The sequence below is a fragment of the Galbibacter kalidii genome (genome assembly GCF_026241135.1).
Lineage (GTDB): Bacteria > Bacteroidota > Bacteroidia > Flavobacteriales > Flavobacteriaceae > Galbibacter.
The window spans coordinates 63,160-78,557 of the sequence record NZ_JAPFGA010000003.1 but is presented as its reverse complement, the minus strand read 5'-3'; the positions used below and the strand labels follow the sequence as shown (position 1 = coordinate 78,557).

12 protein-coding genes are annotated in these 15,398 nt (G+C 36.5%); 4 read left to right on the top strand and 8 right to left on the bottom strand.

Going from position 1 to position 15,398, the window contains the following annotated elements:
- Positions 1-85 precede the first annotated feature (85 nt).
- The 3 genes from OOZ15_RS04430 to OOZ15_RS04420 are packed head-to-tail and all read right to left on the bottom strand — an operon-like array spanning position 86 to position 2,930.
- Positions 86-1,672 carry an FAD/NAD(P)-binding protein gene (locus tag OOZ15_RS04430; protein WP_265954637.1) on the bottom strand — a complete coding sequence of 529 codons (1,587 nt, stop codon included), beginning with the start codon at positions 1,670-1,672 and terminating at the stop codon, positions 86-88.
- Complete coding sequence (locus OOZ15_RS04425) at positions 1,665-2,318, bottom strand: acetyltransferase (RefSeq protein ID WP_265954636.1); 654 nt, start codon at positions 2,316-2,318, stop codon at positions 1,665-1,667. The genes OOZ15_RS04430 and OOZ15_RS04425 overlap by 8 nt, the downstream gene beginning before the upstream one ends.
- 6 nt (positions 2,319-2,324) lie before the next feature.
- The gene (locus OOZ15_RS04420; protein ID WP_265954634.1) at positions 2,325-2,930 is read right to left on the bottom strand and encodes a sugar transferase; all 606 of its coding nucleotides are present in this window, start codon (positions 2,928-2,930) and stop codon (positions 2,325-2,327) included.
- A gap of 403 nt (positions 2,931-3,333) precedes the next feature.
- Between OOZ15_RS04420 and OOZ15_RS04415 the strand changes: the two genes are divergently transcribed.
- From OOZ15_RS04415 to OOZ15_RS04405, 3 genes are all read left to right on the top strand, one after another.
- The gene (locus OOZ15_RS04415) at positions 3,334-5,172 is read left to right on the top strand and encodes a fibronectin type III domain-containing protein (RefSeq protein WP_265954632.1); all 1,839 of its coding nucleotides are present in this window, start codon (positions 3,334-3,336) and stop codon (positions 5,170-5,172) included.
- 3 nt (positions 5,173-5,175) lie between these two features.
- Positions 5,176-6,558 (top strand): tyrosinase family protein, encoded by a 1,383-nt coding sequence (locus OOZ15_RS04410; RefSeq protein WP_265954630.1) that lies wholly within the window; start codon positions 5,176-5,178, stop codon positions 6,556-6,558.
- Between the two features lie 325 nt (positions 6,559-6,883).
- Positions 6,884-8,191, top strand: coding sequence for a phenylacetate--CoA ligase family protein (locus OOZ15_RS04405; RefSeq protein ID WP_265954628.1), 1,308 nt, complete (start codon positions 6,884-6,886; stop codon positions 8,189-8,191).
- A gap of 35 nt (positions 8,192-8,226) precedes the next feature.
- Here OOZ15_RS04405 and OOZ15_RS04400 read toward each other — a convergent pair whose 3' ends face one another.
- The 4 genes from OOZ15_RS04400 to OOZ15_RS04385 form a co-directional block, all read right to left on the bottom strand.
- On the bottom strand, positions 8,227-9,393 hold the full coding sequence (locus OOZ15_RS04400) for a glycosyltransferase family 4 protein (RefSeq protein WP_265954627.1): 1,167 nt from the start codon (positions 9,391-9,393) through the stop codon (positions 8,227-8,229).
- 190 nt (positions 9,394-9,583) lie between these two features.
- The gene (locus OOZ15_RS04395) at positions 9,584-10,675 is read right to left on the bottom strand and encodes a glycosyltransferase (RefSeq protein ID WP_265954626.1); all 1,092 of its coding nucleotides are present in this window, start codon (positions 10,673-10,675) and stop codon (positions 9,584-9,586) included.
- Complete coding sequence (locus tag OOZ15_RS04390; protein ID WP_265954625.1) at positions 10,672-11,562, bottom strand: glycosyltransferase family 2 protein; 891 nt, start codon at positions 11,560-11,562, stop codon at positions 10,672-10,674. The genes OOZ15_RS04395 and OOZ15_RS04390 overlap by 4 nt, the downstream gene beginning before the upstream one ends.
- Positions 11,563-11,581: 19 nt before the next feature.
- Positions 11,582-12,685 carry an EpsG family protein gene (locus tag OOZ15_RS04385; protein ID WP_265954623.1) on the bottom strand — a complete coding sequence of 368 codons (1,104 nt, stop codon included), beginning with the start codon at positions 12,683-12,685 and terminating at the stop codon, positions 11,582-11,584.
- A 358-nt stretch (positions 12,686-13,043) separates the two neighbouring features.
- Here OOZ15_RS04385 and OOZ15_RS04380 point away from each other — a divergent pair, with 358 nt between their 5' ends.
- Entirely contained in the window at positions 13,044-14,777 is a 1,734-nt protein-coding gene (locus tag OOZ15_RS04380) for a right-handed parallel beta-helix repeat-containing protein (protein WP_265954621.1), read from the top strand.
- A gap of 53 nt (positions 14,778-14,830) precedes the next feature.
- Here the strand turns inward: OOZ15_RS04380 and OOZ15_RS20145 are convergent, their stop codons facing one another.
- On the bottom strand, positions 14,831-15,397 hold the full coding sequence (locus tag OOZ15_RS20145) for a serine acetyltransferase (RefSeq protein WP_323053779.1): 567 nt from the start codon (positions 15,395-15,397) through the stop codon (positions 14,831-14,833).
- Position 15,398 lies beyond the last annotated feature (1 nt).

The window sequence follows — 15,398 nt, the reverse complement described above, 5'->3', positions numbered from 1 at the left end:
AAAGTAATTTGTTTATTATAAAGATGACAATAACTGCTGAATTGTTACAGTTGTGGAAGAATTTTTTGAAGAAAAGACTGTTTATTCAGAAGGAAGTGTTTAATTCTTTGTCTTTCAGCGTAAAAGACTTGTAGAGTTCTTTTGCCAATATTTTTGACAACCAGGTGATTCTTCCGCAGTGTTCCACATGCCAAACTGCTTTGTTTTCAATAACATTACCAGCCAATAATGGTCCAACGACATATAGACTGTCTGTGGCTTCCAATGATTTATTGACATCAATGCCTATCTGGGATTCATTAGGTTTGCATATTCCCTTTTTGATGAGGTTTTGAAGTATTTCGGGAACGTTTTCCCCGTTGAAAGTTGTACTTCCTATGCAGTTAATCACAATATGATACGGACGTGTTGATGTTTTGATTTCTCCTGTTTTTGTATCAGAATATTCCAAAAAAGGATGTTCGATATTGTTGTTTTTTAAGGAAATGAACCTTCCGGCGATATGGTCGAAACGGGAGTCTTTCGTCAGTTTATCAATTGTTTTGGTGTAGTGAACCCCGGCACATCGTTGTCTTCTTCCTATTTCATTTCCATAGCGACAAGCGAATTCTTTAAGTTCTTTTCGATTTAGTTTTGATAATAATGCTCCAAAAGCATTTGAAATGATATTGACGGTAGAAGCTGCTCCCAAATGAATACTTTCGGCATGATCGAGATCTTTATAAGTGGCCTCGGCAATATCTTTGGCTGTTATATCTTCGATATTTTTCAGTTTCTGAAGATGGTAGGGTTCAAATTCGCCTTGCTTTTTTTTATCGACGATAGAATCAGGTAAAATCCCATGGGTTGAAATAAATGTAAAATGATTGATATACGATTCACTTTTCCGGGTGTCGTTCAATTTATAGAGAAGTTCTAAAGCACTTGCATTGGCACCGACGATCAGTACATTGTTTGTTTTGCCTTCATTTTTTCTTTGCCGGGTAAAATCTTGAATTCTTTTCAAGTTTTCCTTTAGCCCCGGATCGTAACAATTATTGACAAGAAGCAAATGTTCATTTGTGTTTTTTACATCAGAGCATAACTTTTTAGTGGGCAATGAGCCAATGGCCAAAACAACTTTTGATGAACTAAAAGTGTCTGCATTTGTCGTTATTTTGAATCCATTGGTTGTTTTCTTAATATCGCGAACCTCCGCAACCTGATATGAAACTTTTATGCGGTTGTCCTTTTCTAAAGCAGACACCAATTTTTTGGCTTTTTCATCGAGATATTGACCAAAAAACCACCTGGGGACAAACAAATCTTCCCATTCGTTATTTTGTATCTGTAAGGCGTGCTCTTTTGTCCATTGAGTGGTCAAATCCCCGCCTTCATTCAACATTTTCTTTATGAGTTGACCTTTATTGACGTTTAACCAATTAATAAAAGAATCCCTTTCCGGTTGGGGCAAGAAATCTTTTAAAGAGGTTATAAGTAAGACAGAGGCTCCCGACCTGTTTCCATAGGGGATACCTGTGTGGAATTCAGGGTATTTGTTTAATATGTTGATCGATATGGTATTTCCGCCAAAGTCTTGAGCGATGGATTCAAGGAAATATATCAAGGTGAAGGTCGATGATATTCCTGAGCCGACAAAAGTGATGTCTGTTTTCTGTTCTCTATTAGTCATTTTTAGGGGTTTTATATTTAATGATCCGTCCGGGATTACCAACTACGGTAGCATAATCGGGTACATCTTTGATGATAACGGTGCCGGCACCCAACAAACATTCTTTTCCGATAGATGATATGCCTGTCATTACAGTTACACCCATCCCGATATAGGCTTTTTCTTTTACATCAATACAGGCACCGACGTTTACTCCTGATGACATGAATACACCGTCGGCCATATGTACATGATGGGCAATAGTGCTATCCATATTGACCATGATATAATTCCCAATAGTTGTATGGGGCATCACGATATTTCCTACCAACATATAGACCGCTTCGCCCAAAGTGACATCAGGGGCTATGGAAACTGTTTTATGAATAAAACTCGGAATTTTATAGCCTTCTTTTTTTAAAGTTGATAGGTATTGTACTCGAATATCGTTGTCGCCAATCGGACAATACACACTTTGTATTTTCTTTTTGAATTCTTCAGTAAAAAGATCTTGATAACACCCCAGTACCGGGATTCCATGAACATTTGTCCCTTTTAGGGCAGGGTTATCATCCATAAAACCAATAATATTGATCCCTGCCTCTTTTAAATAAGAAGCATATATCTGTCCTTGGGTCCCTGCCCCAATAATGATCGCATTATCCATATTTATTTAGTTATTACCTTCAAAAGCAGGCATGTTGAGGGAAGTATTGTTGTTTATGCCTTCTTTTACAATCACTTTTCTTATTGTTTTTTGCAGAATATGCAGGTCGGTTTTAAAACTTAGGTTTTTAACATACCACACATCCAATTCAAATTTTTGATCCCACGAAATGGAATTCCGTCCGTTGACTTGTGCCCAGCCCGTAATTCCCGGTTTGACTAGATGTCTTTGTTTTTGAAAGTCATTGTATAAGGGAAGGTATTTGACCAACAGCGGTCGTGGGCCTATCAGACTCATATCTCCTTTCAAGACATTAAATAGTTGAGGGATCTCGTCAAGGGAATATTTTCTGATAAACCGCCCGGTTTTAGTAATTCGCTGATTGTATGGCAAGAGCTCTCCGTTTTCGTCTTTGTAGTCGTTCATTGATTTAAACTTGATCAAGTTGAAAACTTTTTCGCCTTTACCTGGTCTTAGCTGGACAAAAAAAGGAGTTCCTTTATTGACAAATATCAAAATCAAACTCAACACAAGAATAACAGGTAGCAGGATGATGATACCGATCAAGGCTAAAACGAAATCCCCCCCTCTTTTTAAAAACAACGAATACATAGTTAGGCTTTTTGGTTGCGTATTGAAAATTAATAGTTTAGGGTTCTATGTGTCGTTATTAAAAGTACTTCAATAAAATGATTGTATAAAAATTGTTCTTCAAAAGGCAATAAATCTCGTCAAAGTAATTTTTTCTTTCCGTTTATTGTGTTTTTTAAACTCTGTCAATTTTAAAAAGAGACTTTTCCCAAGTTACTAATCAGGTTTTTCTTATTGTAAAGTGTTGTTTCATAGGGTGATATATGCACTTTGTCGACAGTAATGTATTTTGAAGAATATTCATGTTCCTAATAGATTTTTAGCCGGTTTTAAAGCACTTATAACTAATTTTATATTGATTTTATCCCTCTCAGTTTCTACAAGATTTAAGATACTTAATTATAACCGACCTAATACCATAATTATGAAAATAAAAATACAACTTAGCTTTTTAGTGATAGCATTTGGTGTTTTTAGCCTGAATGCTCAAAATTTACACACAGATGCCAACGCGGCTTCTATCGATAATGAAGCAGATGCGACTACCGGGTGGATCGGAGGAGCTGTGTTGAGTTCGGTATCTGATGATCCACAAAATGGTACGTTTGCACTCATGGCGGTTTCCTCGGGAGTGTCATCAGGAAGGAATATGGAATACACCCTTAATGTTGTTCCTGGAGAAGTATATAACATAAGTATATGGGCAAAACGGGGAGAACAAAGTTATTCGCCGGCATTTGCCAATTGGTCAGGCTTTAATGGTTTTTCAACAACGGGCATAACAACAGAGAATTGGACTGAATATAATTTTGAGTTGACTGCCAATGCCAATACTGCAACGATCAGGGTTTACACAAGTCCGACAAGTAGGGGAGATGTTTCAGGTGATACGGTATTGATTGATGGAGTGAGCATTATCGGTGCAAATGAAGATACCGAAGCACCATCAGCAGTAACAGACCTAACGGCCTCCAACACTACTTTTGAAGGGACTACACTGGATTGGACCGCAGCGACAGACAATGTCGGGGTGACCGATTATGAAGTTTTTCAGGATGGGGTGAGCATAGGTTTGACCGGAGGGGCAACAACTTTTGCCGTATCAGGTCTGACACCGGAAACAAATTACGCCTTTACGGTTTTTGCCATGGATGCGGCGAATAACACATCGACGGTAAGTAACACAGCCAATGTGACGACCTTGGCTGAATCCCAGCCGGACACCGAAGCACCATCGGCAGTAACAGACCTAACGGCCTCCAACACTACTTTTGAAGGGACTACACTGGATTGGACCGCAGCGACAGATAATGTCGGGGTGACCGATTATGAGGTTTTTCAGGACGGGGTGAGCATAGGTTTGACCGGAGGGGCGACAAACTTCAACGTAACCGGCCTGACGCCTGAAACGAGTTATGCATTCACGGTTTTTGCCATGGATGCAGCGAATAACACATCGGCGGTGAGTAATACAGCCAATGTGACAACCTTGGCTGAATCTCAGCCGGACACCGAAGCACCATCGGCAGTAACAGACCTAACGGCCTCCAACACTACTTTTGACGGGACATCGCTGAGTTGGACCGCAGCGACAGACAATGTCGGGGTGACCGATTATGAGGTTTTTCAGGATGGGGTGAGCATAGGTTTGACCGGAGGAACTACAACTTTTGCTGTAACCGGCCTGACACCGGAAACAAATTACGCTTTTACGGTTTTTGCCATGGATGCGGCTAATAATACTTCGGCGGTGAGTAACACAGCCAATGTGACAACCTTGGAAGATTCAGGGAACACCGTAGTAGATTACACTAGTGAGAATGCAAATTTGGAAACAGTAGATTGGCAAGCCAACAATATGTTTGTGAATGGGAATATGGGGATTGGCACAAGTTCAACTTTAAATTATAGATTGGCAGTCGCCGGAAATATTGTTGCTGAAGAAGTGAGAGTGGCTTTGCAAGGGAACTGGCCGGATTATGTTTTTGAATCGGATTACAAGTTGCCAAGCCTGGATGAAGTTGAAAAACACATTGTGGAAAACAAACACCTGATCAATATCCCGAGCGCCAATGAAATTAAAGAAGAAGGGATAAGACTGGGAGAAATGAATGCTAAGCTCTTGAGGAAAATTGAAGAACTGACACTTTACATCCTTCAGCAAAAAAAAGAAATAAATCAATTGCAAAGAAAAAACGCCAAGCTTGAAAGTTTGACGGAGCGTATTGAAAAATTGGAATCAAAAATAAATCAAAATCAGTAAACAATGAAGTTCACCATAGAAAAGCTCTTTTTATTGGTTTTGTTTTTGATGCTTTTCCAGCTTGGAAAGAGCCAAAGTATTCGGAAAAATTATCAAGAAATGACCGAATATGAAAAGACGGAATTGATCAATGCTTTTTATCAATTAAGACAAGGAGCAGACCGAATAACAGATATGGCAGATTATCATTTGGAATATGCCAATTTTGACAGTAGCTTTCCTGATAGCCTGGATATTCACTTCAATTTACCTGACGAACAAGACAAGGAAATCTTTTTGGTGTGGCACCGAAGGTTTGTTTTTGAGATCGAACAGGCCATGCAGCAGATTAATCCAAAATTGACCATTCCGTATTGGGATTCTTCAGTAGATGGGGCTATAAATTCTCAGCTTTGGGATGAGGATTTTATGGGGAGTTTTGATACCAATTGGGGATTGGGGAGGACTTTAGGTCAATTTGGGACTTTGCCGACTGAGCAGGAAATTGCCGATATGATGTTGATGGAGGATTTCTTTGAATTTTCAGATCATTTTGAACGACAAAATCCGCATGCAGGAGCCCATCGATGGGTAGGTGGTTATATGAGGACAATGGCATCTCCCAGAGATCCTGTTTTTTATCTGCATCACTCCTTTGTAGATAAAATTTGGCATGAGTGGGAAGAAACTCACCACAATTCATCTTATCTAAGGACAGATATGATCCGCTATGACGGAACCTATGTTTTTGATGGAGAAACCTTGCCTTCGGTAAATCCGAATGATATTATCGATACTAGGGCTTTAGGCGTTTTTTATGCTGAAGATGGATTGGCAACCTTAGACAATTATACCGTAAACAACACTTACCATAGCGAAGAGCTGTTTTATTATCAATACACCATCCAAGCGGGCAATAATTTTATAGCTGCACAAAATACAAGTTCGCGTATGCAGTCTTTGAGCGAAGTAGTGCTTCAACCTGGTTTTTTAGCTGAAAGTGGTACCAATTTTGTTGCGAACATTGATACTGATGCAGGAGGAAATCTGTTGGCAAAAACTTTAAAATATCCTGTTCGGGAGTACAATCCGTTTGAAGAAATCGATTTGGATCCTGTTTGGGACTGGTCAGAAACAGCAGGGGTAATGGACATTGAAAATAATATTGAACTGGCAGTTTACCCAAATCCGTTTATTTCATCGATTACAATAAAATTGGATAAAAAGAGAAGTGGGATAGTGGAATTTTATGCGCTTAACGGAGCTTTGGTGAAAAGAGAATTTTTCGAGTCCACAGAAAGGATAACAATAGACAAACTTAGTCATATGACAATAGGGACATATATAATGAAGATTATAGACGTTTCTGGAGAGGTGCTTGCGTCCAAAAAAATTATCAAGATCTAAATAAGTATTGAAGGTCATTATCATAAACACCTAAAATCAATCATAATAGTGGGTTAAGTTATTGTTTTTCATTATATTATATAAATGGATTTGAGTGGTTTGGTATTTCAAAGAGAATCTTTACCGTTAATAGAAATTTGTATGTATATAGCGGTGATTTGGTGTAATTTTAAAGATAATTCTTCCAAACGGCAATCAATTAAAATTAAAACTATAAAAATAAGGCCCTCTTTCTATATGCTATCCTAAAACTTTTCATGATTTTATATGACATTTTAAATTCATAGGTTGAAAAGAATAGTGGGTTTTTCTTATGTAATGAGCTATGGGGTTAAACAATAAATTACGGGAAGTATCTTTTTGGATTATAGATTTTTTAAAAAGCTCCAAAATCAAAAAGCAGTATAAAGATATTGTTTATGTTTTGGAGAATTATACCGATGAAAAATCAAATTCAAAGCGGGAAGCATATTTGCAAAAAGTGCTAAAACATGCAAAAGCAACTGTGCCATATTATAAAAATAAAACAGTAGACAATTTTAAAGATTTTCCTGTTATTGATAAGAATGTTGTCAGAAATAATTTTGAAGATTTTAAATCAGATTCATATCAAGGAAAAAAAATATACCCTGCCTATACAAGCGGTTCCACCGGAACACCTTTCAGGGTCTTTCACAATAAAGAAAAAAAGATAAGGAACACTGCAGACACCTTATATTTTGCTCAAAAAGGAGGGTATACCATTGGGCAAAAATTGTATTATTTAAGACATTGGGACCAATACAATAAAAAAAGTGTTTTGGGAACTTTTATGAAGAATATTGTGATGCATCCTGTTTCAGAGCTCACCGACAAGGATATATGGAATTTAATAGAGAAAATGAAAGCTGATCCCGAACCCAAAAGCATCCTTGGCTATGCTTCAGCTTTGGCTAATATTTGTAACTATATGGTCAATACCAACGCTCCTAAGGTTGATGCCAATGTGCGTTCCATAATCGCGATGTCTGAACACTTGAGTCCCAATGTAAAAGAACAATTACATCATTATTTTGGTGTTGAAGGACTCTCCAGATACTCCAATGTTGAAAATGGGATCATAGCCCAGCAATTTCCCGGAAGTAATACCTTTCATATCAATTGGGCGAGCTATTTTGTTGAAATTTTGGAAATTGAAACCGATGTTCCGGTAAAGTCAGGTAATCCCGGAAGAATTGTTGTAACAGATCTTTTTAACTACAGCATGCCTTTAATTCGCTATGACACTGGAGACATAGGAGTAATGAAAGATAACGATCCTTTTAATGAAGCGCCGTATTTGGAGCATGTTGAAGGGAGAAAAATGGATATGATATATAATACCAGTGGAGAATTGATAACTTCCTATGTCACATATCACCTTTTGAAATATCCTAAAATCAAACAGTTTCAATTCATTCAAGAGAACAAAAACACTTACCTCTTCATATTAAATGTCTATAAAGGTTTTGATCTTGAGCAGCAAATAATTGAAGAATTTAAAGCCCATTTGGGTGCAGATGCTGTAATAAAAGTTGAATATGCCAACGATATTCCATTGTTACAATCGGGCAAAAGAAAATTGGTCGTGAACAAAATGTTTCCACATCAGTAATCAACATGTTTTAATCATTTGATATTTATAATGCATTAATTGGTATTTTCCAGAGCTTTGTATTCTTTCAATAATTCTTGCCAGACATATAATTGTTCATAATTGGATTCTATTACCTTACGTGCATTTCCCCCCATATTTTGTTGATCATTAGTTGACAATTGCATCATTTTTTTCATAGCTATATAGATAGCATCTCTATTTTTTACGGGAATGATATACCCGTTTAATCCTTCTTTTATAATTTCATTACATCCATTTATGTTGGATACAATACTGGGAAGTTTCATAGCCCCGGCTTGCATAACTACATTAGGGAATCCTTCTCTGTAACTTGGAAAAACAAGGGCGTTTGCCATGGCAAAATACGGGCGTACATCTTTTTGTTTTCCCGTTGCTATTATATTAGGATGTTTTTCTATAGTCTCAATGGTTTTAGGAAGTAAGGGGTCTAAAGTCGTTTCATAATAACCTACCATAAGTAATTTAACGCACTTTAGTTCTTGACTAAGGGTATTGAATGCCGAAACGAGTTCGTTAATCCCTTTGTCTTTTACCAACCTACCCACATAAATGAAAACATAGTCATTTTTGTCTATTTTTAGTTTCTTCTTAAGTTCGAGGATATAATCTTGTGAAACTTGATTTATATTATAGTGATGTATGTCGATACCATTGGAACTTCCATTCCCTATGATTTTAATCTTACTTTTATTAGTAAACTTGTTTTGAAGAATAATGTCTGATAGTCCATGTGAGTTTGGATATATTTTAGTAGCACAGGCATAGGTGACTTTTTCTACATTGTTAAGTAGTGTTCTTTTCATCCCTTTTGCTTCTACAAGTGGAAGCCCGGCAATTGTATGAAGGCGATTAGGTACTCCGGCGAGCCATGCTGCAATCATTCCGAGGGTGCCAGCCTTTGGAGTATGGGTATGAACTATAAAGGGTTTTTCTGATTTAAAAATTGAATAGAGTTTCCAAAAAGCCGTAAGATCTTTAAAAAGAGTAATACGCCGGGTCATTTCTACAATTCTAAAACCGGCATTCTCTTTATTGGCATAATCCACCATTAATTTTTCATCGCTGCCATTACTTGAAATAGCGATCATATTGTAAAAGGCACTCATATATTTTAGTTGCCCTTTTAGTAAACCGGAAAGTGATTGGGGAACAGTAGTGATTCGGATAATCTTTTTCATTTTATGGATGCGTGGTTGTTTGTGATTTCTATTAATGCTAAAATGAATAGCTGATTTAAGTTATTAAATATAAGGATGTTATAGGGGTTTATAAGACTAATTGGTTGTATTGAGTTATTTTTCGTTAAACTCAATGCTTTTCTGGATTAGGCAAGTATTTCTATGCTTATTATTACCTTGAGATATAAGGTTATTCCTTTTCTAAAGCAGATCGATATACAGAGAGATATTTATCGACCATGATATCGATACTGAATTGTTTTGATCGCTCGAGGCATGCCTTTGCCACGAGTTGGTAATATGGTGAATCGCTTAATAACTGCTTGATGATATATGCCAATTGATTAAAATTTCCATTTTCAAACAAAACCCCGGCATCTTTGACCACTTCGGTAAGTCCAGGGACATTTGAGGCAATAAAAGGCTTTCCCGAAGCCATACCTTCTATGGATGATAAAGAAAGTCCTTCGAAATGGGATGAAAGAACCACAAGGTCGACGGATTTCAATAATTTTGGGACGTCTGACCTGATTCCTAAGAAAATGACTCGATCTTCCAGTTGTAGTTCTTGTGTCAATTTAATGGAATGGACTTTCAAAGGCCCATCTCCAACAAGTATAAGCTTGACGCTTTCTGGAACATGGGACATGGATTTGATCAATGTGTTTTGGTCTTTTTGTTTTGTAAAACTAGCCACTTGAATGATCAAGTGGTCACTTTCTTCAACTCCCAATTCACTTTTTTTGTAGGCTTGAGCATTGTTGTAGGCCTGTAAGGGAATTCCGTTGTGGATCTGTTTCAGGTTTTTAAATCCTTTCCCTAAATGATGGCGAAGGTTTTTATCTACCGCATCAGAAATTGTGATTATGGAATGATATTTTTTGTAAAGGATACGATCCAATATTTTGAAAAGAAACCATCTCCGCCTTCTGTTACTGGAATTATGTTCGGTCATAATCAAGGGAATCTTATTCCTGTTCAGGATAGAAGCTATGGCAACCCAGTATATAGACGGAAACAGATGAACATGGATAAGGTCGTAATTCTTTATATGTTTTTTTAATCTAAGAATGTATTTTGGGTTGTAAATATTTCCCTGTTCTAAAGCGATGATCTCTATTTCTTGATTTTCTTCGATTTTATTTTTTAACGGGCTGTCTATTCCATTCAACAATAAAATATCGACCGAAGTGCTCTTTTTCTTAAACAGTAGAGAGGTCTCTACAACTAGTTTTTCGGCTCCCCCCGAGAGTAAAGAGTTAGTTATTTGCAGGATTTTCATTGCTTTACTTTATTTAAATACATTACATAGAGATAGAGGAGAAAACCAATGGGTAGGGCTATAAAAGTCAGTGTTTTATCAGGAGTCTTTTTAAAAAAGGTAAAGTCTTTTAACTGCAAACTGTGCGACACCAAATGAACCGCATTCTTAAAGCGTACTTTTAGATAGTTTGAATTCTGGATGTTGAGGATTCTTGCATACTGAAACCCTTTGGGGTGGCGGTAATATTGTTTTAAAATGTTCCTGGACGAGCCATCCTCCATATATTCAACAATACAAAAAATCTCATTTAAACAAGCGAGTTCGTAGTCTTTGTCGATCAATAAATACAGAGTTCCCAAAGGCACAAAACGTTCATCTGGGAAAATAGGATATTTTGGGTATTTTTTGACGACATCAGTACGATAAACTAGTTTTTTATCACCTTTAACATTGTGTTTGTGGTGTAGATCCTCCAACGTAGATGTTTTTATGTAGTTTGGAAATTGATCTCCTATAACTTCTCGATTTTTATAGGCATCCAAACCTATAATGCCGGCTATTTTATCTTTATTGCCAAGAGAATCCCAAAAACCCAGTATTTTTTCAACAGCATCTTCAGGCATAAAATCGTCAGAATCTATACAAACATTCAATGTTGTTTTTATGAGGGAATAGGCCGTATTGTGTCCGCCGTGCATTCCTTGATTTTCTTGATAGTGATATATAATATCAATTTTTCCTTCAGCAATCCAGCTATCTATCAATGTTTTGGTATTATCTGTGGACCCGTCGTCTATGATCAACCATACAAAATCCTTATTCGTTTGGTTGACCAATCTTTCATAACACTGCCCTAAGCAGTATTCTCGGTTATAAGTGGGGGTGAAAATGGTTAATGATTTCATGTTTCAAGACTTTATTTTATCACTTAATACCAACATATAAATAGGCCATTAAGAAAGTGAAAAAGAAATAGGCCAGTATCACTTTACAAATGATTAAATATTGATGTTTAAAAAAAGTTTGTTTAAGAAAGGGATAGATGATTACAATGGCCATCATAAACCACGACAAATACGCAAAACGGTTTGAAAAATTAGCCCTGATGACCAAAATCCAAAACGAATTGGCTATCAAATATGTGTTGAACAATTGTAAATAGAATGGGTCCCTGAATTTCTTTTTGAATATAAAATACCAGCCTGCATAAACTGCAAACGCACTGTAGATCAGAAAATCCCATCTAAATCCAATGCTTTTGAACGATTCAGGATTTGCATCACCCAACAGATAACCACTGAGCCTATCGTCAGCAAATCCCATGCTTGCGAAAAGATTTTCCCAAAAACCACCCAAGGCAATGGAAAGGGGGATAGCTGCAAACCATCCTATTAAATAAGCCTTCGGATTGTTGGTTAAGAAAGTCAGTGTAAAAGCTAAAATGGGTAACAGTAGGGTTTGATGGACATAATATGAAACCAAAAAAATGGCATACATAAGTACTTTCTTATTCCTAAAAGATAATGCTAGTAAGAATAAAGAAGTGGCAATACCATTTCTGATACCGTTGGTAGCATATGTCCAAAATGAAAAAGAAACCAATAGCAGGAGAAAAGCAAAAAACCAATAAATGTTGGATATCGATCTTGACAACCGATACATAGGGTATATGTAGAGGGCAGCACAAATAGTAAAGAAAGCACTTTGGGAAACAAAGTAGGACGAGAATTTCATAAAGTAATGAAAAAGCCAATCTTTCTCGGTAATTACACTTCCTCCCTGTTCATAATAGTCAAAATAACGGGCATAAGTAATCATATCCCCAAAGTAGGCACCACTAACCGGACGTAAACCAATAAATAAAACAGAAAATACCAGTAAAAAGTATCCGCAAATTTTGATGAATTGTAAATTTTTAGGATCATTTATATCCAAAAAAAGTGCGTGTAACACCATAAAAATAACAATACCCAAACATAAGTTTAAATAAATGTCATGAAATAAAGAAGGATCTAAAAAACTAAGCATAAAAAATCGTATTGATTTAACACTAATCTGAATCTTACAACAATAGAAGATTTTCTTTCAAAATGATAGATTAAATTCTGTAATTTAATTATTGAAGCAAAAGAATATTCTAATTGAGGGGTAAAATCCTTCACCTTTAATAAGAAACAAATATAGTGTCTTAAACTGTTAAAAATCAAACTATTCGACTATTTCAAAAAAACTTCGTTGAATTTTATATTCCAATGATCCAAAGAAGGTTATTTTGCCGTATATAAGTGTGTATTTCATCGAGAAAATTGTATACTTAATCTAAAATTAGAAATAAATGAAGACGAATGATGTTAAAACAAAGTCCCGAATAATGAACAGCTTAACCATGAAAACAATACGTTTTAATATGATGGTGTTATTATGCTTGGTATTTCTTGCCTCTTGTACAAAAGAAGAAGAGTTTGTAGAAGCTGTAACCAACGAAGAAGAAAACACACCTCCTCCCAATGAAGAAGTTGGAAATGTTGGTGAACTCACTGATACCCCATGTGATTTCACCCTTGATAATGTAACGTCAAATTCTACAGTGGTTATTGATTGCCAGATGGATTTAGAAGGAAAGACTGTCAACCTTCCCGCTGATGTCAATTTTGAATTTGAAGGTGGTGAGATTATCAACGGAACCCTTAATTTTTCAGGAGGAATTATTGATGGAAGGTTACTGAATTATCAATTAACGATCGAAGGAAACGCCACTTTAAAGAGTACAACGTTTTTCTTTGACCCTTCCAGATGGGATATTGTGCAAGGAGAAACCACATCTGAAGTAGCTCTCTCGAACAATAAAAAACTGGAAGACTTGATTAATTTATCAAAGAAAATGGGAGCTACTACTTTTGAAATGGACGATTTTGATGCGTATTTTGAAATTTCCAAAGTAACCAGTACTACATCTAATCAGAATTTTTATCCTTCCGTGGAAGCGATTAATGTTCCGTCAGACTTTAATTTAAAAATGTCAGAGAACACCCATTTAAGGGCTTACCCTAATGGAGTTGAAAGATATGCACTTTTGGCGGTAAGAAATGAATCAAACGTTACCATAAGCGGGGGGAACCTTCACGGAGAGCGAGATAAACATGATTATAGTTCAGGAGGACCTCATGCATGGGGACATGTATTGGAATTGCACGGGGCTGTTGGAGTTACAGTTTCCAACGTGGCCATGTCAATGGGTGCAGGAGATGGTTTGAAAATCCATAGTTTGAATCATAATTATGAAGCGAATTACATCCCCTCAAATGATATAGTAGTGACCGATTGTACTTTTGACAGTAATAGAAGAAACAATGTGTCCATAACAGACGGATATAATATTATCATAGAGAACAGTACTTTCCTAAATGCCGGAATAGACACTCCAAATTCTACTGGAGTTGCTCCAAGGTTTGCTTTGGATATTGAAGCTTATAGAACAAGGGATAGTAATGGAGAATTCATTTTTTATGAAAAAGTTTCAGATGTGATTATTCGAAATAATACAGAGGAAGGAAGTGTCAAAGGAGGTTTCTTGGTGGCCATAGGCGATAATGTAACTATTGAAAACAATAAAGTGTCGAGTGGTATAGGTTATCTTTTGGCAACCGGGGTGAAAATTCAAAACAATGAAATTACAGGTAATGGAACCGGTAATGCCATAACAGGCGGAAGATCTGATACGGAAACGACATACAACAACGAAATCTCCGGAAATGTAATCAGGGGATTTGGTACAGGAATTACTTTATACAGTAAAGAAACAAAGATTTATGATAATGAAATAATAAATGCTCAAAATGGGATTTTTATACCGAATAAGGTCAATGATATGGAGATCTATAATAATACCATCACGAGTGATTTAAGTGGTAGCCATGGAGTGTTTGCCCATATTGCTTCCGCAGATGATGTGACCATCTATAATAATGAAATTGATACTGATGGTTATGGAATAAGCTTTGTCAATGTGAATTTAGATACATCAGATGCAAATAACCAAGTATTTGTAAGAGATAATAATATTATATCAGACTTGGGGGTTCAAGTATCCAATTCCCAAGGGATTATCGTTGAAGATTAATAGTGCCTATTTATATAAATTAATTGGTGAGGGAAGAGTGGCTTTATTGTAAGTCACTCTTTTTTCTTGATAACCCTCGCTGGATTGCCAACAACGGTACAATTATCCTGAACACTTTTAGTAACCACAGCTCCGGCACCGATGTTGCAATTGTTACCGATGGTGATATCACCAATGATAATAGCTCCGGTATAGACAGAAACATTATTACCTATGCTGGGTTTTTTCCCATTTATTTCCCCAATGGTCACGAGGTGGTTGATATAGAAATTTTCTCCGATTTCATTAGCGTTTATAATAGTGGAGTAGGGGTGTCCGGTTAAAAAACCACCTTTTATTTTTGTGTTGACATCTATTTTGAAATATTTTTCTTTAGGACAATACAGATTCAAAATATGACATAGTGCCCCACGATTTCGGAAGTAAAAAATATTTCTAAAGTCTTTGGAGTGGGTTAAATAGTGGAGGAGCAGTTTTGTTTTATTGTTTTTGGGATGTCCTTTTGCTTTTGCCCACCTGATAATATCCTGATCGATATATGCTTTCTGCTTGCTGTATTTATACAGGATGACATGAGGAATAAGAAAGAACTTGTATAGGGTTGTGACTAATGTTTTCATT

Excerpts from the sequence above, each read along its gene's own strand:
- OOZ15_RS04400 (WP_265954627.1), bottom strand. The coding sequence starts at position 9,393 with ATGAAAAAGATTATCCGAATCACTACTGTTCCCCAATCACTTTCCGGT.
- OOZ15_RS04410 (WP_265954630.1), top strand. The coding sequence starts at position 5,176 with ATGAAGTTCACCATAGAAAAGCTCTTTTTATTGGTTTTGTTTTTGATG.
- OOZ15_RS20145 (WP_323053779.1), bottom strand. The coding sequence starts at position 15,397 with ATGAAAACATTAGTCACAACCCTATACAAGTTCTTTCTTATTCCTCAT.
- OOZ15_RS04385 (WP_265954623.1), bottom strand. The coding sequence starts at position 12,685 with ATGCTTAGTTTTTTAGATCCTTCTTTATTTCATGACATTTATTTAAAC.
- OOZ15_RS04390 (WP_265954625.1), bottom strand. The coding sequence starts at position 11,562 with ATGAAATCATTAACCATTTTCACCCCCACTTATAACCGAGAATACTGC.
- OOZ15_RS04425 (WP_265954636.1), bottom strand. The coding sequence starts at position 2,318 with ATGGATAATGCGATCATTATTGGGGCAGGGACCCAAGGACAGATATAT.
- OOZ15_RS04420 (WP_265954634.1), bottom strand. The coding sequence starts at position 2,930 with ATGTATTCGTTGTTTTTAAAAAGAGGGGGGGATTTCGTTTTAGCCTTG.
- OOZ15_RS04395 (WP_265954626.1), bottom strand. The coding sequence starts at position 10,675 with ATGAAAATCCTGCAAATAACTAACTCTTTACTCTCGGGGGGAGCCGAA.
- OOZ15_RS04380 (WP_265954621.1), top strand. The coding sequence starts at position 13,044 with ATGAAAACAATACGTTTTAATATGATGGTGTTATTATGCTTGGTATTT.
- OOZ15_RS04415 (WP_265954632.1), top strand. The coding sequence starts at position 3,334 with ATGAAAATAAAAATACAACTTAGCTTTTTAGTGATAGCATTTGGTGTT.
- OOZ15_RS04430 (WP_265954637.1), bottom strand. The coding sequence starts at position 1,672 with ATGACTAATAGAGAACAGAAAACAGACATCACTTTTGTCGGCTCAGGA.
- OOZ15_RS04405 (WP_265954628.1), top strand. The coding sequence starts at position 6,884 with ATGGGGTTAAACAATAAATTACGGGAAGTATCTTTTTGGATTATAGAT.